The sequence below is a fragment of the Actinoplanes sp. NPDC089786 genome, from assembly GCF_040684855.1.
Taxonomy (GTDB): Bacteria; Actinomycetota; Actinomycetes; order Mycobacteriales; family Micromonosporaceae; genus Actinoplanes.
This window is the reverse complement of the sequence record NZ_JBFBGU010000002.1, coordinates 397,561-420,014: the sequence shown is the minus strand read 5'-3', so window position 1 is coordinate 420,014 and position 22,454 is coordinate 397,561. Positions and strand designations below refer to the sequence as shown.

General features: G+C 71.9%; 21 protein-coding genes. 7 read left to right on the top strand and 14 right to left on the bottom strand.

Annotated features, from left to right (window positions below; all coding sequences use genetic code 11):
- Positions 1-290: 290 nt before the first annotated feature.
- From AB0O15_RS12725 to AB0O15_RS12715, 3 genes are read right to left on the bottom strand one after another with little or no spacing between them, the layout of a single operon-like run.
- Positions 291-1,961 carry a thiamine pyrophosphate-binding protein gene (locus AB0O15_RS12725; RefSeq protein ID WP_364317777.1) on the bottom strand — a complete coding sequence of 557 codons (1,671 nt, stop codon included), beginning with the start codon at positions 1,959-1,961 and terminating at the stop codon, positions 291-293.
- Positions 1,958-2,368, bottom strand: a complete 411-nt coding sequence (locus tag AB0O15_RS12720) for a carboxymuconolactone decarboxylase family protein (protein WP_364317776.1) — start codon at positions 2,366-2,368, stop codon at positions 1,958-1,960. Before AB0O15_RS12720 ends, AB0O15_RS12725 begins: the two co-directional genes overlap by 4 nt.
- 46 nt (positions 2,369-2,414) lie before the next feature.
- Positions 2,415-3,089 (bottom strand): GntR family transcriptional regulator, encoded by a 675-nt coding sequence (locus AB0O15_RS12715; RefSeq protein ID WP_364317774.1) that lies wholly within the window; start codon positions 3,087-3,089, stop codon positions 2,415-2,417.
- Positions 3,090-3,219: 130 nt separating this feature from the next.
- Between AB0O15_RS12715 and AB0O15_RS12710 the strand changes: the two genes are divergently transcribed.
- From AB0O15_RS12710 to AB0O15_RS12690, 5 genes are all read left to right on the top strand, one after another.
- Positions 3,220-3,984, top strand: a complete 765-nt coding sequence (locus AB0O15_RS12710; RefSeq protein ID WP_364317772.1) for an aldolase/citrate lyase family protein — start codon at positions 3,220-3,222, stop codon at positions 3,982-3,984.
- Positions 3,985-3,996: 12 nt separating this feature from the next.
- Entirely contained in the window at positions 3,997-4,893 is an 897-nt protein-coding gene (locus AB0O15_RS12705; protein ID WP_364317770.1) for a hypothetical protein, read from the top strand.
- Positions 4,890-6,338, top strand: a complete 1,449-nt coding sequence (locus tag AB0O15_RS12700; protein ID WP_364317768.1) for an NAD(P)/FAD-dependent oxidoreductase — start codon at positions 4,890-4,892, stop codon at positions 6,336-6,338. The genes AB0O15_RS12705 and AB0O15_RS12700 overlap by 4 nt, the downstream gene beginning before the upstream one ends.
- Positions 6,339-6,382: 44 nt before the next feature.
- The gene (locus tag AB0O15_RS12695; protein WP_364317766.1) at positions 6,383-9,445 is read left to right on the top strand and encodes a WD40 repeat domain-containing protein; all 3,063 of its coding nucleotides are present in this window, start codon (positions 6,383-6,385) and stop codon (positions 9,443-9,445) included.
- A gap of 162 nt (positions 9,446-9,607) precedes the next feature.
- Complete coding sequence (locus AB0O15_RS12690; protein WP_364317764.1) at positions 9,608-10,132, top strand: hypothetical protein; 525 nt, start codon at positions 9,608-9,610, stop codon at positions 10,130-10,132.
- A gap of 4 nt (positions 10,133-10,136) precedes the next feature.
- Here AB0O15_RS12690 and AB0O15_RS12685 read toward each other — a convergent pair whose 3' ends face one another.
- The 5 genes from AB0O15_RS12685 to AB0O15_RS12665 form a co-directional block, all read right to left on the bottom strand.
- Positions 10,137-11,567: a caspase family protein gene (locus tag AB0O15_RS12685; RefSeq protein ID WP_364317762.1), complete on the bottom strand. Its 1,431-nt coding sequence runs from the start codon at positions 11,565-11,567 to the stop codon at positions 10,137-10,139.
- A gap of 79 nt (positions 11,568-11,646) precedes the next feature.
- Positions 11,647-12,594 (bottom strand): L,D-transpeptidase, encoded by a 948-nt coding sequence (locus AB0O15_RS12680; protein WP_364317760.1) that lies wholly within the window; start codon positions 12,592-12,594, stop codon positions 11,647-11,649.
- A 56-nt stretch (positions 12,595-12,650) separates the two neighbouring features.
- Positions 12,651-13,493: an N-acyl homoserine lactonase family protein gene (locus AB0O15_RS12675; protein WP_364317759.1), complete on the bottom strand. Its 843-nt coding sequence runs from the start codon at positions 13,491-13,493 to the stop codon at positions 12,651-12,653.
- Between the two features lies 1 nt (position 13,494).
- Positions 13,495-14,061 (bottom strand): carboxymuconolactone decarboxylase family protein, encoded by a 567-nt coding sequence (locus tag AB0O15_RS12670; protein ID WP_364317757.1) that lies wholly within the window; start codon positions 14,059-14,061, stop codon positions 13,495-13,497.
- A 22-nt stretch (positions 14,062-14,083) separates the two neighbouring features.
- Positions 14,084-14,989, bottom strand: coding sequence for a DUF6282 family protein (locus AB0O15_RS12665; RefSeq protein ID WP_364317755.1), 906 nt, complete (start codon positions 14,987-14,989; stop codon positions 14,084-14,086).
- A 45-nt stretch (positions 14,990-15,034) separates the two neighbouring features.
- Here AB0O15_RS12665 and AB0O15_RS12660 point away from each other — a divergent pair, with 45 nt between their 5' ends.
- Positions 15,035-15,760, top strand: a complete 726-nt coding sequence (locus tag AB0O15_RS12660) for an SDR family oxidoreductase (protein WP_364317753.1) — start codon at positions 15,035-15,037, stop codon at positions 15,758-15,760.
- A 73-nt stretch (positions 15,761-15,833) separates the two neighbouring features.
- On the opposite strand, the gene AB0O15_RS12655 is transcribed toward AB0O15_RS12660, so the two are convergent.
- Together AB0O15_RS12655 and AB0O15_RS12650 are read right to left on the bottom strand one after the other, a co-directional pair.
- The gene (locus AB0O15_RS12655) at positions 15,834-17,336 is read right to left on the bottom strand and encodes a glycoside hydrolase family 31 protein (protein WP_364317751.1); all 1,503 of its coding nucleotides are present in this window, start codon (positions 17,334-17,336) and stop codon (positions 15,834-15,836) included.
- 28 nt (positions 17,337-17,364) lie between these two features.
- Positions 17,365-17,946 carry a TetR family transcriptional regulator C-terminal domain-containing protein gene (locus AB0O15_RS12650; protein WP_364317749.1) on the bottom strand — a complete coding sequence of 194 codons (582 nt, stop codon included), beginning with the start codon at positions 17,944-17,946 and terminating at the stop codon, positions 17,365-17,367.
- A 34-nt stretch (positions 17,947-17,980) separates the two neighbouring features.
- Here AB0O15_RS12650 and AB0O15_RS12645 point away from each other — a divergent pair, with 34 nt between their 5' ends.
- Positions 17,981-18,853 carry an alpha/beta hydrolase gene (locus AB0O15_RS12645; RefSeq protein WP_364317747.1) on the top strand — a complete coding sequence of 291 codons (873 nt, stop codon included), beginning with the start codon at positions 17,981-17,983 and terminating at the stop codon, positions 18,851-18,853.
- Here AB0O15_RS12645 and AB0O15_RS12640 read toward each other — a convergent pair.
- Genes AB0O15_RS12640 through AB0O15_RS12625 form a run of 4 tightly spaced genes read right to left on the bottom strand, consistent with a single transcriptional unit; the run spans position 18,842 to position 22,428 of the window.
- Positions 18,842-19,567 carry a hypothetical protein gene (locus tag AB0O15_RS12640; RefSeq protein WP_364317746.1) on the bottom strand — a complete coding sequence of 242 codons (726 nt, stop codon included), beginning with the start codon at positions 19,565-19,567 and terminating at the stop codon, positions 18,842-18,844. The two genes, AB0O15_RS12645 and AB0O15_RS12640, sit on opposite strands and share 12 nt — an antisense overlap.
- 43 nt (positions 19,568-19,610) lie before the next feature.
- Complete coding sequence (locus AB0O15_RS12635) at positions 19,611-20,261, bottom strand: response regulator transcription factor (protein ID WP_364317744.1); 651 nt, start codon at positions 20,259-20,261, stop codon at positions 19,611-19,613.
- Positions 20,249-21,304: a hypothetical protein gene (locus tag AB0O15_RS12630; RefSeq protein WP_364317742.1), complete on the bottom strand. Its 1,056-nt coding sequence runs from the start codon at positions 21,302-21,304 to the stop codon at positions 20,249-20,251. The genes AB0O15_RS12635 and AB0O15_RS12630 overlap by 13 nt, the downstream gene beginning before the upstream one ends.
- Complete coding sequence (locus tag AB0O15_RS12625) at positions 21,301-22,428, bottom strand: ATP-binding protein (protein WP_364317740.1); 1,128 nt, start codon at positions 22,426-22,428, stop codon at positions 21,301-21,303. Before AB0O15_RS12625 ends, AB0O15_RS12630 begins: the two co-directional genes overlap by 4 nt.
- Positions 22,429-22,454 lie beyond the last annotated feature (26 nt).

Here is a 22,454-nt window from a genome sequence, read left to right as displayed (position 1 = left end):
GTGGACGAATTCGGGCCCTGAGATTCAGCCGTCATCAACGGCTACACCCCTTTTGCCCGAAAGATCCGGGCGAAAGAATAGATGATGAGGAATGCCTTGTCACCCGGCGTCGTCTAACCTTCACGTTCGGAAGGTGAACGCTCCACAGCAAATGTCGACAAGATCGTAAGCGAGATCGTTGACAATCGCTAGACGTTACGGGCTCCAATGGCGTCAGTTCAGCACCGGAATCATCGATCCGATGCCCCGGCCCCGCCAGGCGCTCAGTGGACCCACCGCGCCCCGGGGAGCTAGGACACCGCCGGGGGAGCGACCACCTCGATGTCGGTGTGGACGTCCACAATCACCGGACGGTTGGCCGACAGCGCCTGATCCAGCGCCTTGGCCAGGTCGCCCGGCCGGTCCACCCGGATGCCCAGCGCGCCCATCTCCTCGCCGATCCGGGCGAAGTCCACGTCCCGGTAGTTCCACATCTCCCGGGACTTCTCGGTGGCCTGCCCGCCGTACGCCCGGTCGAAGCCCCTTTTGCTCTGATTGCCGCCCGCGTTGTTGTTCACAATGGTGACCAGATTGATGCCCCGGCGGGCGGCCGTCTCGACCTCGGCCAGGTGGTAGTAGAAACCGGCGTCACCGGTGAAGACCACCACCGGCCGGTCCGGCGCCGCGCACTTGGCCCCGATGCCGGCCGAGAAGGCCCAGCCCAGGTGGCCCGCCGCCCGCAGGTAGTCCTGGCCGGGCGCGGTGATGTCGTGGAACTGGGCCATCCACATGCCGGCGTGGCCGGTGTCGACCACGAGCACGGCGTCGCCGGGCAGGCCGGCGGTCAGCTCGGCGGCGATGCGCTCGGGGCGGATCGGGACGGCGTCGCTGGTCAGCACCTCGCGATAGCGCTCGCGCCACGCGGACTCGAGCCGGTCACATTCGTCGCGCCAGGACGCTCTCGCGCTCGTGCCGGCGAGCGCCAGCATTCGGCGAAGGGCGGCGCGGGCGTCCGCGACGATCGACGCCCGCAGCGGATAGTTGCGCCCGAGCTCGGCCGGCTCGAGGTCGATCTGGACGGCCGGGGTGCCGATCGGCGGCACGGCCCAGAAGTGCGTGGTCATGCTGCCGGTCTGGGTGCCGATGAAGCACACCAGGTCGGCCCGGCCGACGATCTCGTTGGCGCACTCGCGCGAGTAGGTGCCGACCACGCCGACCGAGAGCGGGTGGGTGCCGGGGATCGTGTCCTTGCCGTTGGCCGACGTGGCGACCGGGATGTCGAGCAGCTCGGCCAGCGCCACCAGCTCGGCGCCGGCGCCGGAGGAACGGACGCCGCCACCGGCCACGATGACCGGCCGCTCGGCATTGTCAAGAAGCTGGAGAACGGCCTCGACGTCCGCGTCAAGAGGCTCAGGGCGTACCGGAGGAACCTGCGCGAAGCGCGGCTCGACGAGCGGGCCGGCGTCGGTGAGCGCGGTGTCGAGCTGGCCCTCGTTGCCCTGGATCTGGAGGTGGACCGGGCCCGGGCGGCCGGTCGTCGCCACCCGGAACGCGTGCCGCAGCATGTCCGGGAAGCGGCCGGCGTCGTCGATGGTGGCGTTGTACTTGGTCACCGGGTCGAACCCGGGCAGGTCGTCGATCTCCTGGTAGACGTGCCGGAACTTGGTCGCCGGGGAGCGGCCGCCGGTCAGCGCGAGCACGGGGGAGCCGGCCAGGAACGGCTCGCGCAGGCCGGCCGCGAGGTTCAGCGCCCCGATGATCTGCGCGGCCGCGACGCCGGGCCGGCCGGAGACGCGGGCGTAGCCGTCGGCCATGTAGGCGGCGGCCTTCTCGCCGTGCGTGACCACCCGCTGGATGTGCGGGTGGTGCTGCTCCAGCTCGGCCATCGTGCGCCGCAGGATCGCCGGCACGTGGAAGAGGTGGGTCACGCCGTAGCCGTCGAGCATGTCGGCGAGGACCCGGGCGCCGGTCCGGCCGGTCATGCGGCGGTGGTGCCGACCGAGGCTTCCTGGCGTACCTCGGTGATGACCTTCTCGGCGAGCCGGAACGACTCGAGGGCGGCCGGTGCGCCGCAGTACGCGGCGGTCTGCAGCAGCACCTCCTGGATCTCCTCGACGGTGCAGCCGTTGCGCAGCGCGCCCTTCACGTGCACGGAGAACTCGTGCGGCCGGTTCAGCGCGGTGAGCATCGCGAGGTTCAACAGGCTCCGGGTACGCCGGTCCAGCCCGGGGCGCGACCAGACGTCACCCCAGCAGCTGGCGGTCACGTAGTCCTGCACGACGCGGGTGAAGTCGGTGGCCTGCGCCCGGGACCGGTCCACGTGCTCGTCGCCGAGCACCGCACGCCGGACCTGGTCGCCGCGCACGAGCCGGCTGTCGTCATCGCTCATACGGAGAGCGTACGACGATCATACAATCTGAGGGAATAGTTCGACGCTAGGCTTCCTGCTCGGCGAGCGCGATCAGCCCCGCCCGGCCGGCCTCTTCGACGTGACGGGCGCAGGCCGCGCCCGCGGCCTCGGCGTCGTTGGCGAGCACCGCGTCGACGATCGCGTGCAGTTCCTTGACGCTGTGCTCGAGCCGCCCGGGCACCGACAGTGACAGCGATCGCAGCACGCTCACCCGGGCGTGCAGGCTGCCCACCACCTGGCGCAACGCGACGTTGCCGCCGCCCTCGAACAGCACCTCGTAGAAGGCGTCCTTGGCGGCCAGGATCGGCTGGTCCTTCGCCGCCAGCTTGTCGACCTTGTCGAGCGCGCGGACCAGCGCCTTGCGCTGCGCGACGCTCGCGTGTTCGACGAAGAGCCGGCCGGCCAGCGCTTCCAGGGCCGAACGCACCTGGTAGAGCTGGCGCGCCTCCTCGGCGCTGACGCTGGTGACGATCGTGCCCTTGTTGGGGATCGCGGTGACCAGGCCCTCGGCCGCGAGCTCGCGCAGCGCCTCGCGGACGCTGGTGCGCGAGACGCCGGTCAGCTCGACCAGCTCGCGCTCGATCAGCCGTTGACCGGGCGCGAGCCGCCGGTCGAGGATCGCTTGACGAAGGTTCTCCAGCACCTGGGAGCGGATGAGGGCCGGGTTGCGCTCCACGCGCAGCGCGTTGGTCTGTGTCACCGCTGCCCTCCATGCTCTGCCGCTGCCTGGCGACATCGTACCGAGCGTGACCGCGGTTCGGTGAACCGTTGTTGGAAATCGTATGACGATGCTACAATTTCGGGACTCAAAACCCCTCGTGAGGAGCGTCATGGCCCGGTTGGGTTTCGCCTCCCGGTTGGCCTCGGCCGACCGCTGTCTGATCGGCACCTGGGTCAAGATCCCGGCGCTCGAGCCGATCGAGATCCTGGCCGACGCCGGGTTCGACTACATCGTGATCGACCAGGAGCACGCCCCGCTGACCTTCGAGTTCGCCTACCAGGCGACCGTGGTGGCGCAGAGCGCCGGCCTCTCGGTCGTGGTCCGCGTCCCCGACCGCAGCGGCAGCCACCTCCAGCGCCTGCTCGACGCGGGCGTGGACGGCATCCTGGTGCCGCGGGTGACGTCGGTCGACGAGGCGAGCGCCGCGGTCCGGGGGATGCTCTTCTCCCCGCGTGGCGACCGCGGCCTCGGCACCACCTCCCGGGCCGGCCGGTGGGGCGGCACCCCGCGGGATGAATATCTCCGCTTCGGCGACGAGCAGGTCCTGCGCGGCGTGCAGCTGGAGGACCGCGGCGCGATCGAGGACGCCGAGGCGATCCTCGACATCGACGGCCTGAACGGCGTGTTCCTGGGCATGGGCGACCTGACCCTGTCCACCGGCCTGCCGCCGTCCGACCCGTCGATCCGTGACCTGGAAGCCACCCTGCTCGCCGCCGCGAAGGCGCGCGACATCCCGGTCGGCACCGCCGTGCAGACCGCCGAGCAGGGCCGGGCCGCCGCCGGCCGCGGCTACCGCTACGTGATGGTCAGCAACGACACCAGCCTGCTGCGGTCCGCCGCGACGTCGATCGTCGCCGGATTCCGTACCCCCTAGGAGGTTTCCGCCATGCCGTTCGAGTCCAACGACCTCCGCTCCACGCTGCCCACCACCAAAGAGGTGATCCCGGAGCGCTTCTCCGCCGCCGAGCACGTCCAGTTCGGCGACCTCCCTCCGGTGGAGAAGGGCGACGGCGTCTCCACCTGGTACGCCCGCGGCCAGAACTTCGTCGTCGGCTACTCCGACCTCGACGGCACGGCCACGTTCGCCCGGCGGGACCAACCCGATGAGTACGTCGTGCTGCTCGCCGATGACGGCCTGTCCGCGACGGCTTCCTCCGACCGGGACGAGATCGCGGTGAGCGGCCGGACGATGCTGGTGCTCCCGCCCGGTGACAGCACCGTCACGATCACCGGTCAGGGCCGGGTGATCCGCCTGCTGACCACCCGCTCCGACGACATCGCGTCGCTGGCCGCCAACGCCGGCTCCTACGACGAGCGGCACGAGAACATCGCCGCCTGGCAGCCCTGGCCCGACCCGGTCGGTGGATTCAAGATCCGCGCGTACGACCTGACGGTCCCGCCGCTGTCCAACCCGCCGTTCCGGCTCTTCCGGTGCACCACCCTCATGGTCAACTTCATCGACCCGAAGCAGGGCCCGCGCGACCCCGCGAAGATGTCCCCGCACAAGCACGACGACTTCGAGCAGTGCTCGATCGTGCTCGAGGGCGAGTACACCCACCACATCCGCTGGCCCTGGACGACCAACAAGGCGAACTGGCGGGCCGACGAGCACCAGACCGTCAAGGCGCCCTCGGTGACCGTGATCCCGCCGCCGTCGCTGCATACCAGCGAGGCGATCGCGCCCGGCCGCAACCACCTGATCGACGTGTTCTCGCCGCCGCGTTCCGACTTCTCCGCGATGGAGGGCTGGGTCTTCAACGCCGACGAGTACCCGGCGCCATGACCCTGCGCATCGCCATCATCGGCGCCGGGCTGGGCGGGATCGCGGCGGCGGTCAAGCTCACGACGAGCACCCGGGCCGAGATCACCATCTTCGAGCAGTCGGCCGGGGTGGGCGGGACCTGGTACGACAACCGGTATCCGGGGTGCGAGGTCGACGTGCACTCACACGCGTACTCGTTCTCGTTCCTCGGGTACGACTGGTCGCGTACCCACGCCACCCAGGCCGAACTGCTCGCCTACGCCAACCACGTGGTCGACCGCTTCGGCCTGCGCGAGCACCTGCGGCTCAGCACCCGGGTGACGGGCCTGGTGTGGGAGGAGGCGTCGAGCACGTACACGCTGTCCACCGAGCACGGCGACAGCCACGAGTTCGACGTGGTCGTGTCCGCGCTCGGCCTGCTCAGCGTCCCGCGCTACCCGGGGTGGCCGGGCCTGGACACCTTCGCCGGCCCGGTCTTCCACACCTCCCGCTGGGAGCAGCATGATCTGACCGGCAAGTCGGTCGCCGTGGTCGGCACCGGCTCGACCGCCGTGCAGATCGTTCCCGCGATCGCGCCGACCGCCGCCCAGGTGTACGTCTACCAGCGCGAGCCCGGCTGGATCGAACCCAAGTACGAGCGCGACTTCAGCCCGCGCGAGCGCTGGATCTACCGGCACGTGCCGCTGGCCCAGCGCCTGAACCGGGCGCGCATCTTCCACAAGGGCAACCGGCGGTTCAAGGGCTACGACGTCGGGTCGCGCCGCCAGCGGCGGATGCGGGAGGCGTGCGAGCGGTTCATCAACGGCACCATCACCGACCCCGCGGTGCGGAAGGCCGTGACACCGGGCTACCCCTGGGGGTGCAAGCGGCCGATCCTGTCGTCCACCTTCTACGAGTCGCTCAACCGGGACAACGTGTCGCTGGTCCCGCAGGCGGTCACCCGGGTCTTCCCCGGCGCCGTGGAGGACGCCACCGGCTCCGTACGCGACATCGATGTCTTGATCTTGAGCACCGGTTTCCAGCCGACGAGGTTCCTGGCCGGCCTTGACGTGAAGGGCCGCGACGGCCGTGGCCTCCACGACGTGTGGCGCGAGCGGGCCACCGCGTTCATGGGCATCACGGTGCCCGGCTTCCCCAACTTCTTCATCCTGTACGGGCCCAACACCAACGGTGGCGTATCGGTGATCGCCCAGCTGGAGCGGCAGGCCGAGGTGGTCGTGGCGGCCGTGCGGCGGCTGGCCCGCACCCGACGCCGCACCATCGACACGTCCCCGGCCGCCGCCCGCCGCTTCACCGCGTGGGTCGACAAGCGCCTGGCCTCGAATGCTTCGGCGATGAACGCCGGCTGCCACAACTACTACCACGACGGCTCCGGGCACAACGTGACCCAGTGGCCGGGCGGGCACCTCGCGTACGCGCTGGCCACCCGGCTGGTCGCCCGATTCGGCCTGCGCTCACCGAGTTAGGCCGGGTTGTGAAACCCGGCCTAGCGTCCTGCGCCTGAGATTCGTTGAAGATATCGGCCGAGGGACGACCCGCTGAGGATGCGGACCGGCTGAGGCCTGGCTGCCGCGGGTACTGCGGACGAGGCGAGTCAGCCGGACTATATGGTCCGGTAAACGTCGGCCACGTCCAGGAGGTAGCAATGCCGTTCGAGCAGCAGGAGCATCCTGCCGGCCCCGGCCGGTCGGTGGAATCCGGGTGGTTGCCGGATCCCGAGGCGCCGGCTCACCTCGTGCTGGACGGGCCGATCACCGAGAGCTCCGGCGACGCGCTGGTGACGGTCGAGGGGCGCCAGGTGCTCGCCCTGCCGGCTCTGCACGGCAGTGAATCCGGTCTGGTCCGGGCGGTCGACCTGGCCACCGGCGGGATGCTGCCGGATCGCGCGTTGTTGCGCTACGACCGGCACGAGGTCTTGGCGCTCGGCGCCGGACGCCTCCTGGCCACCCTGGGGCCGCAATCCGAGACCGTCGTCGTCCGCGACGCGGTCACCGGCTCGCCGGCCGGTCCGCCGATCCGATTGGGGAGCCGGCCGAGAGCGCTGGCACTCGCTACGGCCGACGGGCGGCCGGTGGTGGCCACCATGGCGCCGGGTCTGTCGGTCTGGGATGTGTCGACCGGTGCGCTGATTACGCGGCCCGCCGGTTTCTCCGGCCGCCACTTCACGATGCACCAGGGACGCCTGCTCGTGCTGACCGAGAAAACTATCGAATCGCTGCAGGCGTACGACGTGCTGACCGGCGAGCGGTTCGGTGAACCGATCCCCTGCGACAACTGCATGGGCGTTTTCCGTCTGTCGGCGGTCGACCACAACGGCCGGTTGCTGGTTGCGTTCCTCGACGGTGTCAACAACACCAGGGTCACGCTGTGGGATGCGACCGCCGGCGTCGAGCTGCCGGCGGTTCCGCCGTTCGACGATGTCCGGTTGATTGACATGGCCATGGTGAACGGGCGGCCGCTGCTGCTCGCCGGACGGTCGGGAAGGTCGGGGCCGCGGCTGGTCCTGTGGGATCCGATCAGCGGGCAGCAGGTGCTCCCGGACTTCTTCGCCGGGTATGACGGCGACTGCACCGGGCTGGCGCTGGGTGGCCTCGACGACGGGTTCTTCGCGGTCACGGTCGACGCCGGTGGGACCCGGCTGTGGCAGTGGTCCGCGGGAGGAACGCGACGCGCGGCGCTGACCGGCGGCGCGGTGTTCCGGACAGCGCTCGGCACGGTCGACGGACAACCCACGGTGGTCCTCGGTGATGCGTACGGAGAACTGCGCCTGTTCGATGCCCGCACCGCGACCGAGTTCAGCAGCCCTTTCTACGGCGGGCCGGTGTACAGCGACATCGTCGGCGCCATGGACAGCACGCTGGTCCTGCGCGGGCGCCCGATGCGCCGGTGGGATCTCGCGGCCGGCGTCCCCGTGGCCCGGCTCGACCGATCGTTTCCCGGGATCACCAGCTCCGCGACGGGCCGGCTGGACGGCCGGCCGGTGATCGCCGTCGTCTGCGGCGACCGGGACGTCCCCGCGGCACTGTCCATCTGGGATCCCCGAGCCGATGTGCTGGTCGCCGAGGTCTCGCTCGAGCCGTTGACCACCGGCAAGCTTCGCCCGGGCCGGGTGGTCTTCACCGAGATCGACGGGCGTACGGCGGCCGCCGTCGAGATCGGCAGCACGGTGTATGCGTGGGATGCCGCCACCGGTGAACCATGTGGCCGCCCGTACCCGGGGCTCGATACGTCCATCATGGCCTTCGCCGCCGGCCGGATCGGTGACCGCCCGGTTATCGCGGTAAGTGACGGGGAGTGGCTGATCCACCTGTTCGACCCGGCCACCGGCGAGGCCGTCGTGCCACCGATGGCCGGTCACTCCCAGACCGTGACGGCGTTGGCGCTCGGCATGTCCGACGGCCGTAGCGTGCTGGTTTCCGTCGGCCGGGACAACACCGTGCGGGTCTGGGACGCCACCACCGGTGAAGCCATCGGTACGCCGTGGAGCAGCGGCCACAGCGATGCCATCTACCGCTTGCGGGTGATCGAGTGGAACGGCGAACCGGTCGTGCTGTCCTACCCACGTGGCGGCGCCCCGCGTCTGTGGCGGTTGCGTGCCTCGGCGACGGACGAGGGGCACACCGACGCCGTTCGTACCGTTGCCGCGGGCCGGTGGGGGGACAGCCCGGTGTTCGCCTCCGGCGGCGATGACCGCACCGTGCGGCTGTGGGACGCAGCCACCGGGCACCCGCTCGGCCCAGCGTTCACCGACCATGCCGCGCCGGTCACGCACGTCGCCTTCAGCGGCCCGGAACGCGACATCCTCGTCACCGCCGACGAGAGCGGCGTCGTGCTGCGCCGGCAGCAGCGGGCCGGCGCACCGCACAGCGAGCTCCTGGCCGAACTGGGGGAGAGGATCGCCGGGATCGGCACGGCCGAGGTCGACGGCCGTACGGTGGTGGGCGTCGCCACCGCGGACGGCCTCCGCGCCTGGGATGCCGTGACCGGCCGGCCCGGTGCCGAGCTCCGCACCGGCGCGGACGTGGTGGTCAACCACGCGGACCTGGGCGTGCTGGACGGAAGGCTGGTCGCGTTGACGATCGCCTACTACGACGGCGACGACGACCCGATGGTCGCCCTGTGGGACGTCGCCACCGGCATGCCCCGGTCCGAGCCGGTGACGGTGTCGGAGGACTCCGTCACCCTGGGCACGCTGGCGACGCTGAACGGGCAACTCGTGGCCGTCCAGGGGGACCCCCAGGACGACAACTATCCGGAGACCGATGCATACGTGCAGGTGGTCGACGTCGCCACGGGTGCGGTGCTGAGCCAGTACCCGCGGAAGGGGGGAGAGAATCGGCACGCCACGGTGGCACGCTCCGCCGGTCGTGAGGTCGTGCTGATCGCGGCGGACGACGCGGTCCTGGTCATGGATCCGTACGGAGGGGCCGGCGAGTTCGAGTACGGCCGCCATCGCGCCATCGTGACCTGTGTGGCCGCCGCCGAGGTCGGCGGCCACACCGTGGTGGCCTCCGGTGACCGCGGCAACGCCCTGCACTTCTGGCATCTGGACACGGGCGAACGCATCCGCTGAGGAGCCGGTTGATCGGCCCGCCATGCCAAGGCACGGCGGGCCGATTCCACCAGACGGCGACCTCACCGGCGCCGGTCCGCCGGCCGAATCCGGATGATCGCGGGATTCGGGTCGCTGGACCAGGCGTTCCGACCCTGGCGGGACATCGCTACCCTCCGATTCATGGGGAAGCCGTTCCGGTGGCTGGTGGTCGTGGCGCTGGCGCTGTCCGTGGCCGGTTGTGGTGGCTTCGACCCGGCCGAGGAACGGCCCTGTGACTTCGTGGCCACCGATGAGCTCCTGGACTACCAGTTGCGCCGGGCGGTCAATCAGGACGACCGGTGCGTGTACGCCAAGCGGGACCTGGCCGAGGACACGCTCGACGGGCTGACCGTCACCTACCTCGCCGAGACCCCGGCGAACGTGGCGCAGCGGCTGGGCCTGAAGCCGGTGACCGTCGTCGACGCCGACGACACCCGGATCGAGTTCCAGGGCTCCAGGATGGACGAAAACCTGGGGAGACCTGATCCCCGCCGGGGCCACTGCTGGCTGGCGGCGCCGATCGGTGATGACCGCACCATGGTGGTCGACCTGACGATCGACACGAGCTCGGTCCGCTGGGTGAGCATCGAACCGATCACCGAACCATGCGCCTACGTCGCCCACGACAAGCGCCACCTGGGCCTGCTGCTCGAGAAGCTGGAATGAGAGGTCACGGCGCCGCGGACACCAGCAAGCCGCAGCGGGGATCGGCCACGTAGGCCCTCGCCCGGCCGCGGGCGTCCAGGATCACGGTGTCGGCTCCGGGCACGGCGGCCCTGAAGTCCAGCGCGGAGCCGTCGGCCGGGTCGTGCAGGGAGATCAGGCACTTCTCGTTGTTGTTGAAGTCGCGCACCTGCACCGACACCCGGGCCGGGGCGGCGAAGACGTCGCTGTCCCCGGTCAGTTGCAGCGCGAAGGGGAGTGTGGCCGAACCCGATCCGGCCAGCGGGACCAGCCGGCAGTTCGGACTGTTCGCCGTCCACCGGAACGATCCGGTGTGGAATATCTGGAACGTCCGCTCGCCGAAGACATCACCCGGCAGCGGGATCTCCGAGCCGGACCGGGCGTCGGTGAGTGTGACCGTGCACCCGACGTGCTGGCCGATCTGGTGGTCCTCGATGCGCAGTCGCCACGGCGCGGAGGCCGAGTGGTCCACCCGTCCCGGCGGCGACCGGTCGTCGTCCCGGAACGGGTGGACGACGGCGATCAGACCCGCGGCGATCAGACCCGCGGCGGCGAGAGCGGCGGCGGCGATCAGGATCCGGCGTCGCCGATCCGGTGCCGATGTAGGTGCCAATGCCGGCACCGGCGCCGGCCGGTCGGCCGGGGCGTGCGTCCGGCCGGGAACGGCGGGCGGTTCCGCGTCGCGACACCGGGCCAGGCGCACGTCGCCGTCCCCGTCGACCCGCCGCTGCGGGATCTGCTTGCCGATCTCGCGCATCCGGCGGTCGACGTACGTGTAGAGGTCGGTGAAGCCGACGTACCCGTCGCCGTCGTGATCCGGCGCGGCGATCAGCAGACCGTCGATCAGTTGCTGGGTGAAGACGCTGGTGCCGTTGTCGGCCGTGGCGTCGTTGGCCAGCTGGGTCCCGCGGCAACTGGTCAGGACGTACCGCCCCGGGCCGGCGACGGTGTCCGGCAGGTCGCCGCCACGGAACGCGCCGGCGTGGCAGCAGTCCAGGACGATCACGATGTCGCGGGCCAGGGACGCCTCGGCGAACTCGTTGATCCGGGCGCTGCTGACCGCCGTGGCCAGCAGGTCGGCCGAGTCGGTGTCCTGCATGCACAGATGCAGGCGGCCGGTCAGGTCGAGCTTGCCGTGCCCGCTGAAATAGAACAGCAGCACGTCGTCGCGGTGCGCGGCGCCGAAGAACCGGCCCAGCGCCCGGATCGCCCGGTGGGACGTCGTCTCGGGCAGCAGCGTCACGTCGAGGTCGGCGAACATCCCGGTCTGCTGGTCGACCAGCGCGCGGTTGAGCGCGGCGATGTCCTTGACCGGTCCTTTGAGCGTCTGGAGGTTGTGCTCGTCAGCGGGATAGGTCGAGTTGCCGATCAGGATGGCTCGGTATCGGCCGTCCGTTCCGGCCCTCGCAGTCGCCATCGGCAGACCTCCATCCGGTCCGCCGATCCTACGCCTGCGTCGCGCTGCGCACGACCGTCCCGGTGGCCAGCCGGCCGGGTCAGGTGGTCTTCAGCAGGCCGCCGGACTGCCAGGTCGACCAGGGCAGGTTCCAGTCGCCGTAGCCGTCCCAGCTCGGCATGGTCGGGCCGCCGGTGCCGGTGTAGCTGGTCACGTCGCCGATCTGGGCGAACCGGTAGTAGCGCTCGGCGTCCTTCACGGTCAGGTTGGTGCAGCCGTGCGACGTGCTGCGCTGGCCGATGTTGCCGCCGTTCCAGCTCGCGGCGTGCAGGAACTCGCCGGAGTTGGTGATCCGCACCGACCACGGCACCTGCAGGTCGTACCCCGGGCCGGTCATGCGTTTGACCTTGTTCTTCGCCATCACGATCTTGACGCCGCCGAAGGTGGGCGTGCTCGCCTTGCCGAGCGAGACCGGGAAGCGGAACACCTGCTTGCCGTCCGAGGTGACGACCATTTCCTTGGTACGCCCGTCGACCTTGCTGATGTTGGCCGGACCGGTGGACATGTCCAGGGTCAGGCTGTTGTCGAACACCAGGCCCCGGCCCGCCGGCTGGTCCTTCACCGGCAGGTCGAGATGGATCTTGGCGTGCGCGGGCCAGTACTCCTTGGTCCGGTAGTGCGCCTCCAGCGGATAGCCCCGGTAGATCGCCGACCGCTGGAAGTACCACGCGCCCTGCGCGGGCTGCCCGTCGACGGTGACCTTGGAGGCCGCCGCGAAGGCCCGCGCGTCGGTGACCTTGGCCGACAGGTACGCGATGATGGGCATGCCGACGCCCCAGGTGGTGCCGTCACCCTCCAGCAGCCGGACGTGCACCGGCTTGCCCGCCGGCGGCTTCGCGGACGGGCTGACGGACGGGCCGGCGGACGGGCCGGCCGAGGTCGCCTGCCCGGCCTCCCAGGCCCCGCCGGACGGGGAGTCGCTGCAGGCCGCCATCACGGCAAGCAGCGCCGCCAGCACCGTGAACCGCCATCCGCGTGAACGTCGCATGCCACCGACGATGCTCCGAACCGGCCGGATCCGCCACCTCGCCGCGGAACCGCAGGTCAGGACAGCAGGCTCGGGTGGCCGCCGGCCAGGGAGACCTCGGCCACGTGCAGGCCGTCGTCGAACGTGATCGAGGGGAAGCGGTCCCAGACGGCCGCCTCGTGGAACGGCAGGATGCGCCTCGTGTCACCGTTGACACTCGCCAGCATGGAGTCGGCCAGGTCCAGCCACGCCGTCGCGCTGCCGGTGGTCATCGCGATCGGGGCCAGCACGCCGTCGCCGTGCAGGCCTTCCAGGTTCTCGTAGCTGTAGACGTTGTCGCCGGCGAACACCCACGTGCCATCGGTGTCATTGGTGACGGCGACCAGTTGTGAGCCCGCTGTGTGGGTGTCGTGGGCGGGCCGCAGCTCGAGGCCTTCCGCGACCTCGGCGTGGCCGTCGACCAGCGTGGCCCGGCTACCTACCAACTGGTCGGTAAGGTCGGGCTGACAGGAGCGGGTCAGGAACTCGAACCGGCGGGGCCGCCTGGTCGCGGCGACGTAGCTGTCGATCTCGCGGCGCTGGATCCAGACGTGTGCGCCGGGAAAGGCCGCGACCCGGCCGGCGTGGTCGAAGTGGTTGTGGGTCAACAGGATGGTGTCGATGTCACCGGTGTCGACACCGATCCGGGCCAGCACGTCGACCGGGTCCAGCCACCGCGTCTCCCCGTACTTGGCGGTGAGCCGTTGGTAGATCGCCTGGTCGGCGAACCCGACGTCGACCAGGACGGTGCGATCGGCCGAGCGCAGCAATCCGAAGCAGTACGGCATGCGCCGATGGCCCTCGTTCGGTTGCGCGGCGAACAGGTTGCTGGCCGGGAAGCGGTCGACGTAGCCGTACTCGAGGATCCAGATCGACCACACCTCAGGCCGCCGGCGGCTGGACGTCGAAGACGGCGAGCTGCCACGCCACCATGTTGTAGTAGCCGACGATCGTGACCAGCTCGAGCAGGCCGGGCTCGCCGAGGATGTCAACGGTGTCACGGTATTCGAGATCGTCGAGGGTGCCGCGGTCGAGGATCGCCTTCGTGGCGCGCAGAATCGAACCCTCGGCGGCGGACAGATCGGATGGCTCCTTACCGTCGGCCAGTGCGGCCAGGTCATGCTCGGAGAGCCCGGCGGCCCGCCCGGCGCGGGTGTGTGCGTACAGCTCGAAGGCGCTGCGGTGGTGATGACCGACGAGCAGGATCGCGATCTCCCGGCCGCGCGCCGGCAGCGCGGACTCGTACCGGACGACGCCGCCGATCTTCTGCAGCGCCTGCCCGAAGGCCGGGCTGAGGATCCACACCGCGGGCGGGCCCTGTAGCTTGCCGTCCGGCGTCGAGAGCTGGAACGGGCTGTCCGGCGACGCCCGCCGGCCGGTCGTGTACCACTCGTACAGCGACCGCTGCTCGTCGCTCATGCCGGCCGGATCGACGTCCTCGACTCTCATGCGGCAACCCCCCGGAAGACTTTCATGCGGTAACCCCCAGGAACTCCCGCGGGTTGGCGGACACCATCATCGCGATCTGCTCGTCGGCCCAGCCCAGGTAGGCCAGCTGCTCGACGAACATGCGCAGGCACTCGGGCTCGGGCGGCACCCAGCGGGAGAACACGTCGGTGCTCAGGATCGCCCGATCCGGCCCGACCGCGGTCAGCGCCTCGTGCACGTCCCGGATCGTCAGGTGCCCGTCCGGGTGCACCAGCGGCGCGTTGGCGAACTCCAGGAAGGCGCCCATGTCACCGAAGTCACGCAGCTCGGCCGGGTCGCGCGTGTAGTGCAGCGGATGCGTGACGAGCAGGCGCTGCCCGATGTCGGCGCAGTACGCGGCCACCGCCCGGCTCTCCGCCAGCGAGGCGTGCCCGGTGGCCAGGGCGAGGCCGAGCGCGTGGCAGGCGTCGATGACTGCCCGCGCCCGGCCGGTCAGGGCGCCCGAGGGGTCGAGCAGGGCGATGGCCGTACGGTCGTGGTACTCGGCGAACGACGGCGAGACCCGGCGCAGCAACATCGCGATGTAGCCGTCCCGCTCGACGTCGGCCGCGTTGCCCCAGGTCGGCAGGAACACCACGCGGGCGCCGTGCGCGGCGGCCAGCTCGACGACGCTCGGTTCGAGGCCGCCGACCGGGGGATTGAGCGTGATGCTCCCGTACACCTGGAAATCCTCGGTGTGGTCGCGAACCGCCCGCGCCCGGTCCATGGTCGCCCACAGATGAGACTTCAGAACCCAACCGCTCATCCCGTACGCCTGGGCGAGCCGCGCCACGGCCACGTCGTCGCCGCGCAGGGGCAGCGCCGCCGAGATGTCCGGCCGGCCGTGGACGTGCACGTCGATCGCCCCGCGTAACAGGCGGTCGAACCCCTCGGGTTGCGCGTCGTTCATGCCGTAGATTGTATGACGGTACTACCAGATGGAGGAAGGACAACCATGGAATTGACCGCGGTGGTGACCGGTGCGGCGCGGGGTATCGGCCGTGAGGTGGTGACGCGGCTGCGCGCGGCCGGCTATCGGGTGGTCGCGGTCGACATCGCGCCGCTGCCGTTCGACGGCGACGACGGCGTGCGGCCGCTGGTCGCCGACGTCACCGCGCCGGACACGCCGGGCGCCGCGGTCGAGCTGGCCGTCTCGACCTTCGGGCGGCTCGACCTGCTGGTCAACAACGCGGCCCGGTTCCTGCGCCGGCCCATCCTGGAGACCTCGGACGAGGACTTCGACGGGCTGATCGCCACCAACGTGCGGCCGGTGTTCCGGTTCAGCCGGGCGGCGTTGCCGGCGCTGATCGAGAGCCGCGGCTGCATCGTCAACACAGCCTCGATCTCCGGGCTGATCGGGGTGCCCAACCAGAGCGTGTACGCCATGACCAAGGGGGCCATCGTCCAGCTCACCCGTCAGCTGGCCATCGAGTTCGCGGCCCGCGGCGTACGCGTCAACGCCGTGGCTCCCGGAGCCGTCGACACGGGCTTCATGGACGAGGCGCGAGCCGCCGACCCCGACCCGCGGGCCAGCCTGGCCGTCACCCTGAGCAACCACCCGATCGGCCGTGTCTCGACCCCCGACGAGGTCGCCCGGGCCATCGTCTTCCTCGCGTCCCCCGAGTCGTCCGGCATCACCGGCACGATCCTCAGCGTCGACGGCGGCTACATCGCCCGCTGACCCGGTTCGAGCGGGATGCGCACGACAGCCTCGTGGCGGCGGTGGCTCGGCACTGGGCCTTCGGCCACGGCGGTCAGGCGCGGCGGAAGTGCGGGATCCGTTCGAGATCCACGGGTGTGCTGATGGTGGCCGGGCCGGTAAGGGTCTCGCCGTTGTCGGCGTCCCACCTGCCGGGCGGCAGCAGGACGGTGCGCTCGGCGGCGCCGGGGTGCAGGACCGGGGCCACGAGCAGGTCGGGGCCGAGCAGGAACTGGTCGTTCACGTGCTCGAAGCCGTGGTAGGCCATCGGGCGGACGATCGGCTCGCCGGTGGCGGCGGCGTGATCCACCAGGTCGAGGATCAAGGGCAGGAGGGTACGCCGGATGTCGAGCGCCGCGCGGACGGCGGCCCGGTGGCGAGCGTCGAGGACCCGGTCGGGCAGTATCGAGAACTGCGTCATCGGCGCCAGGGCGGCGATCTGGGCGTACCGGACGAAGAATTCCTGGTCGACGGCGCCGGCCCTGGTCACGGCGTCGATCTCGCCCCCGCCGACCATGTCGGGGCAGGTGAAGGCGTGGCCGATCAGGCCCTGCGCGACCAGCTCGGGAATCAGCGACGCCAGCCCGTCGCCGGTCCACGACGGCGGCTTGTCGTGCAGGCGCTGGGCCAGCGGGCGGCCGCCCCGCTTCCAGCAGGCCCGGAACTCGTTGAAGGGATAGCGTTCGCCGGCCCGGGCCCACGCCTCGCAGTGGTCGACCGGCTCGGCGCTCGTGCCTCGGTAGAAGTGCAGGTCGCCGGCGTCGAACTTGAAGCCGTCGACGCCGTGGTCGGCGACCAGGGCGTCCAGCTCGCCGTGCAGCCAGGCGACGCCGTCGGGGTCGGTGGCGTCGAGGACGGCGCTGTAGCCGTTCCACCAGCGGCGGATCGCCGTGTCACCGGTGACGTCGCGGACCAGCAGGCCGCGCCGTTCGAGGTCGCGGAACGTCGCCGAGTCGGGGCTGACGAACGGGACCAGCCAGAGCATCACCGAGAAGCCCTGCTCGTGCAGGCGGTCGATCATGCCGCGCGGGTCGGGGAAGCGGGCCCGGTCGAAGCGCCAGGTGCCGTAGCCGGGGGACCAGCAGTCGTCGATCATCAGGACGCCGGGTGGCAGGCCGGCGTCGAGCACGCGCCGGGCGTACCCGAGAACCTGGTCCTGGGTCGGCGTGTAGGGCATCTCGATCCAGGTGTTGTACTGCGGCCCGGTGAACAGCTCGCGGGCGGGCGCGCGGCCGGACGGCGGGAAGAACCGTGCCGAGGCGCCGCGGAACGCGTCACCCAGCGACCCGCCGGCCCGGTCCAGGACGAGGTCGTCGCCCGAGACCCGCAGCTCGCCGGCGCCGACCTCGAAGGTGAACGGCCGCTCCGACCAGATGTAGCGCCCGGCGCTGGACAGCAGCAGGGGAGCGCTCTGGTTGGGTCCGTGCCCGGGATCGTCGGGCCGGCCCGCCGACCACGCGAGATCGCGCCGGTGACCCGGGCCGAAGGGCATCAGAGCACCGTCGGCGACCGCGCCGCCCCACCAGCGTTCGCCGTCCTCGTTCGCCACCACCAGCATGAGGTCGACCCTATCGAGCGAAGCTGAGCTATTTCGCGAAGACGCGGTCGAGGTGGTGTCGGAGCACGGCGGTGGCCGCGTCGGCGTCGCGCTGCCCGCCGAGGATGCTCGACGTGAGGCCGTTGGTCATCGCCAGCAGGCCCGCCGCGACCGTCTCGGGCGCGGCCACCCCGGCCAGCCCCAGCTGGGTGGCGAGCAGGCGTTCGAGCCGGTCGGGATAGTCGGTGCCGTGCAGCCGGGACAGGGCGGGATCGGTCAGCACCAGGCTGTAGAAGGCCGCCCAGGCGCGCGACTCGCGTACCCGCTCCGGGTCGGTCGGCAGCGCGGCGAGCAGCGTCTCGGTGACGAACTCCCGCGGCGGCGGCGGAGAACCGAGTGCTTCGAGACGCGTGCGTACGCGTACGGTCAGCTTCTCGGCCAGATAGCCCAGCGCGCCCACCAGCAGCTCGTCCTTGGTGGTGAAGTAGTACTGCACGAGCCGGACCGAGACGCCCGCCTCGGCCGCCACCTCCCGCATGCTCGCGCCCTGCAGCCCTTCCCGCTCGGCGATGCGCAGGAGCGCGCCCGCGATGTGCCGCCGCCGCTCGTCATGGTCCACCCGCTTCGGCATCCCGCCCCTCTCGTTTTCGTGTTACGTTCGTACCATGAAAGCCGCGACGAGGATCAGCGACTTCACCAACGACCGTGCCAGACAACGCTTCCTGGGCTTCTACCGGGATGCCCTCACCCGGCTGTGGCCACCGTTCACCACCACGTCGGTGCCCACCTCGTACGGCGAGGCCGTCGCCTATCGCGCCGGCCCCGCCGACGGCGTCCCGGTCGTGCTGGTGCCCGGCGCCGGCGGCAGCGCCGTCACCTGGTACCACTACGTCGAACGCCTCGCCCGCCACCACCCGGTGATCGGCCTCGACCCGGTCGGCGAGCCCAGCGCCGCCCGGCAGACCCGCCCGATCGCCGACGGGCACGACGCGGCCACGTTCCTGTCCGAAGTGCTCACCGGTCTGGGGGTCGAACGCGCCCACCTGGTCGGCATGTCCTACGGGGGCTGGACGATCGTGCGGCACGAGCTCGCCTTCCCGGGCCGCGCGGCCAGCCTGACCCTGCTCGACCCGGGCGGTTTCGGCCGGTTCGGCGCCCGGTTCTGGCTGTGGATCATGGCCGGCGGGCTGGCCGGGCTCACCCCGGGCCCGATCCGGCGCCGCCTGGCCGGGCCGGTGCGCAACGCGACGTTGCGCGAGGACGCGCTGATGCCCCTGCTGCCGATGACCATGTCGTTCCGCCGCCGGCTGCCGTTGCCGGACACCATCGCCGACGCCGACCTGGCCCGCATCACCACGCCCACCCTCGTGCTGCTCGGCGAGCACAGCGTCCTCTACCCGGCGGCCGAGCTCGCCGCCCACCTGACCGAGGTCATGCCCAACGTCCGTGCCGAGGTCGTGCCGGGCGCCTCGCACGACCTCCCGGCTCACTCGCCCGACGTGGTGGCCGGCCACCTGGAACAGTTCCTAGCGGCGTGAGATCGTCCGCGCCACCGCGTCGTGGTCCGGGCTGGCGGGTACGGCTCCCCGCCAGCGCTGGCTCTGCCGGTACGCGAACGCGCGCACCCCGTGCACCAGCCCGCTCGGGTGCAGGTCGGACCGCGAGTTGCGGACCGCGTCGAAGGCCAGGCCGGCGTCCACCGGCGGCGGCAGCTCCTGGCCGAGCGTGACCCGGCCGACCGTACGCCCGACGCCCCGGTGCCGGACGGCGAGCAGGAGACGGTTGCCGGGGGCGAGCGACTCCAGCGACCGCCCGAGCGGCGGCCCGGCCGGATCGGGGCGGGCGGCGACGTACAGCTTCCGGCCGCTCCCGGTCCGGTAGGCGGTGATCGAGCCGTACATCGTGTCGAAGCTGCGCCGCGGCACGGGCAGATGCCGGGTCACCGGCCCGCGTCCGGCGGTCGAGAGCAACAGATCGAGAGGGCCCGACGGCAGGTGTACGCGGACCGCCAGCCCCCGGACGTCGGCCCGGCCACCACGGGTGCCCAGCCCCTTGGACAGGCGCACCGTGACGTCGTGCCGCGCCGGCTCGGACAGCAGCGCCGACCCGCCGGGCTCACCGCGCCCGAAGATCTCCAGATCGCCGGCGAACGATCGTCCCGACGGGTGCATGAAGCGCTGATGCCGCGACCGCGCGACGCGCACCACGAGGGCGCCGCCGACGATCGCTGCGACGAGCTTGCCCAAGGCCATGCCGAGGGTTACCCCAGGGGGCGCCGGGTCTAACGCTCGCGCCCTAAAGGTCGTCCAGCTGGATCAGGCCGTCCTGCAGGGCGCGGGCGACCAGCGCGGCCTTCGTCGGGGCGGGGCGACCGGCCCGGGCATAGCGGACCCGGACCCGGTCGATGTAGCCCTCGACCGTACGCGGGGAGAGGTTGCAGCGGGCCGCCACCAGCTGCTTGGACTCGCACTGGAACCAGGCCAGAAGCACCTCCTGCTCCCGGTCGGTCAGCCGCGGGCGGTCGGAGGTGTCGTCGGCCGACATCGCGCCGGCCAGGGCGGGTGGCACGTACGGCAGGTCCTGGGCGGCGGCCCGGACGGCCGCGACCAGGTGTTCCTCGCCCTCGGCCTTGGTGAGGAAGGTGGCGCAGCCGGCGTCCAGGCACCGCAGCGCGGTCTCCCGGTCCTCGCGCATCGTGTAGACGATGACCCGCCGACCGGCGGCGACCAGGTCGGCCAGCGCGTCCCAGGACACCGTGGGCCGGTCGGCCAGCTGCAGGTCGAGGACGACGACGTCGGCCCGCAGACCGTCCGGGCTCCAGGCGATCCGCGGGTCGCCGCCCGCGGCGGTCACCGCGATCCCGGCGCCGTCGAACCAGGAGCGGACCCCGGCCAGGACCACCGGGTGGTCGTCGACGATCGCGACGGCCGGGTTCAGACGGGACATGTCAGCTCCACCCACAGAGTCGTGCCGATGGTCGTCGTGCGGATCGTCAGCGGGGCCGGAACCTCGGTGAGCGCGAAACCCGGGTCGGCGCCGTCGGTCCGGGCGACCACACTCAGGCACAGCTGGGCCGGGGTCGGCACGACGGTCAGGCGCAGGCGGGCCGTGGGCCGGCGGGCGATCTCCCGCACCACGTCACAGGCGGCCCGGCGCAGCTCCGGCGGCAGGCTCCCGGCGTGTACGGCGACCTCCACCCGGGTGCCCGCCGCCTGCACCTCGTCGAGGCAGGCGGACAGGTCGGCGCCGAGCGGGTCCCCGCCGGCGCCGTGCCATTCGGCCAGCAGCCGGCGCACCTGGGCCGCCGCGACGCCGCTGCGCTGCCGCAACGTGTCGTCCGGGCCGGGGGAGGGCTCGGCCAGGCCGGCCAGGACCGGCTCGACCGCGGCGGCGACCGCCTGGGACCGGCGGAGCCGATCGTCGTGCAGTGCGGCCGCCACGAACTGCTCGGTCCGGATGGCCTCCCGGGTCAGGTGCAGCACCCGGGTGGCCTCGGCCGACTGCTCGACCGCCCGGGCGGCCAGCGCGATCGGCAGCTGCAGGCCGAGGATGCCGAGGGCGCGCGCGGTCATCAGCACGACCTCGACCCCGCCCGCGGCCAGGGCAGCCGACTCGGCGAACACCACCGGGACGGTCAGGCACAGCAGGAGCGTCGTCAGCCGGCGGCCCGAGGCGAGCGTGAGGAGCAGCCAGCCGTTCGCCCCGACGGCCCAGTTCGCGGTGGTGTGTTGCAGGGCGGCGGGAACGGTGAGGGTGACGGCGGCGGTGGCGCCGAGCGTCACGACGCCGAGGACGGCGGCCAGGATCCGCCGCAGCCGGTAGGGCGGCAACGGCCAGGCCAGCAGCCCGGCCGTCGCGGCCCAGGCGCCGACGCTGGCCAGATAGGCCGGCCGGGAGCCGTTCAGGGCCTGGGCGCGGTACAGCACCAGCAGCAGCACCCCGGCGATCACCCAGGTGCCCCACCGGACCGCCCGGCGGATGTCGGTCATGGCGCATCCGGCGCGGGCCAGCGCAGCTCGACCCTGGTGCCCTGACCGGGGGCGCTGACCACCCGGGCGCCTCCACCGGCCCGGCGCATCCGAGCCGCGATGGACAGCCGCACACCGAGATGCACCCCGGCCGGCACGGCGTCCGGCCGGAAGCCCCGACCGTCGTCGACGACATCCAACTCCACCGTGCCCGGCGCGGGCAGCCGCAGCTCCAGCCGGGCCCGGTCGGTGCCGGCGTGCCGTTCGACGTTGCGCAGCGCCTCGTCACGGGCCAGGAGGAGGGCATTGATGGCGTACGGCGGGATCGCGGGCACGCCGTGGGCCGGCGGAAGCACGGCCGTGACGACGAGGCCGCCATGCTCCGGTGGCGTGGTCAGGTCGGCGAACGTGGCGGTCCGGGGCGCGGGCTCGAGCCGGGACAGGTCGGACCGCGCGCGGCGGCGCAGCTCGGGACCGCCGGCGCCCCGCGACGACGCCGCCGTGAGCGTGGCGGCGACGGTGTCGTGCAGCACGGCCAGGTGGTCCTCGACGTCGGCCCGGCGGGCGGCGGTGAGCTCCGCGTCCCGCCGGAGCGCGGCCGTGGCCACCGCGAGCTCGTCCACCCGCCGCGCGCCCCGGGACACCAGCACGATCAGCCCCCGGGCCAGCGCGCCCTGCCAGAGCAGCATCACCGTCTGGGCGGCGCCCAGGTCCCAGCCGGTGCCGGTGGCCAGGGCCGACCCGGCCCAGACCGCGGCCGAGGTCACCAGCAGGTGGGCGGCGCCGTCGCGCGGGCGGAGGGAGAACTGGGCCGCGCCGACGCACACCGAGGTCACCGTCCGGGCCCAGTCGTCCAGGTCCAGGTGGCCGTGCGGCGGGTGGGCCCAGGGCAGCACCACGCAGGCCGCCGCGAGCGGGATGGCGTCCACGGCCGCCGTCCATCGTGGCCACCAGCCGCTCACCACCGAGGCGACCTGCCAGGCCACGACCACGGCGACCACGGCCACGGCGGCCTTCGGAGGGTCGCCGATGGGCAGCAGGGCGGTGCAGGCGAGGACGACGAGCACCCGCGCGGTCACGGCGATCCGGGCGGCGGCTGTTCTGACCGAGGTCTCTACCGGTCCGGTGTCGCGAATGGTCTGCACCTCCGTGCTCCGCTCGAGATCGTAAT

What these genes read in the sequence shown, in the direction of transcription:
- AB0O15_RS12700 (WP_364317768.1), top strand. Translation starts at nt 4,890, where the DNA reads ATGACCCTGCGCATCGCCATCATCGGCGCCGGGCTGGGCGGGATCGCG.
- AB0O15_RS12640 (WP_364317746.1), bottom strand. Translation starts at nt 19,567, where the DNA reads ATGGCCTTGGGCAAGCTCGTCGCAGCGATCGTCGGCGGCGCCCTCGTG.
- AB0O15_RS12710 (WP_364317772.1), top strand. Translation starts at nt 3,220, where the DNA reads ATGGCCCGGTTGGGTTTCGCCTCCCGGTTGGCCTCGGCCGACCGCTGT.
- AB0O15_RS12720 (WP_364317776.1), bottom strand. Translation starts at nt 2,368, where the DNA reads ATGAGCGATGACGACAGCCGGCTCGTGCGCGGCGACCAGGTCCGGCGT.
- AB0O15_RS12650 (WP_364317749.1), bottom strand. Translation starts at nt 17,946, where the DNA reads ATGCCGAAGCGGGTGGACCATGACGAGCGGCGGCGGCACATCGCGGGC.
- AB0O15_RS12665 (WP_364317755.1), bottom strand. Translation starts at nt 14,989, where the DNA reads ATGAACGACGCGCAACCCGAGGGGTTCGACCGCCTGTTACGCGGGGCG.
- AB0O15_RS12685 (WP_364317762.1), bottom strand. Translation starts at nt 11,567, where the DNA reads ATGGCGACTGCGAGGGCCGGAACGGACGGCCGATACCGAGCCATCCTG.
- AB0O15_RS12655 (WP_364317751.1), bottom strand. Translation starts at nt 17,336, where the DNA reads ATGCTGGTGGTGGCGAACGAGGACGGCGAACGCTGGTGGGGCGGCGCG.
- AB0O15_RS12660 (WP_364317753.1), top strand. Translation starts at nt 15,035, where the DNA reads ATGGAATTGACCGCGGTGGTGACCGGTGCGGCGCGGGGTATCGGCCGT.
- AB0O15_RS12635 (WP_364317744.1), bottom strand. Translation starts at nt 20,261, where the DNA reads ATGTCCCGTCTGAACCCGGCCGTCGCGATCGTCGACGACCACCCGGTG.
- AB0O15_RS12705 (WP_364317770.1), top strand. Translation starts at nt 3,997, where the DNA reads ATGCCGTTCGAGTCCAACGACCTCCGCTCCACGCTGCCCACCACCAAA.
- AB0O15_RS12725 (WP_364317777.1), bottom strand. Translation starts at nt 1,961, where the DNA reads ATGACCGGCCGGACCGGCGCCCGGGTCCTCGCCGACATGCTCGACGGC.
- AB0O15_RS12645 (WP_364317747.1), top strand. Translation starts at nt 17,981, where the DNA reads ATGAAAGCCGCGACGAGGATCAGCGACTTCACCAACGACCGTGCCAGA.
- AB0O15_RS12690 (WP_364317764.1), top strand. Translation starts at nt 9,608, where the DNA reads ATGGGGAAGCCGTTCCGGTGGCTGGTGGTCGTGGCGCTGGCGCTGTCC.
- AB0O15_RS12680 (WP_364317760.1), bottom strand. Translation starts at nt 12,594, where the DNA reads ATGCGACGTTCACGCGGATGGCGGTTCACGGTGCTGGCGGCGCTGCTT.
- AB0O15_RS12630 (WP_364317742.1), bottom strand. Translation starts at nt 21,304, where the DNA reads ATGACCGACATCCGCCGGGCGGTCCGGTGGGGCACCTGGGTGATCGCC.
- AB0O15_RS12670 (WP_364317757.1), bottom strand. Translation starts at nt 14,061, where the DNA reads ATGAGAGTCGAGGACGTCGATCCGGCCGGCATGAGCGACGAGCAGCGG.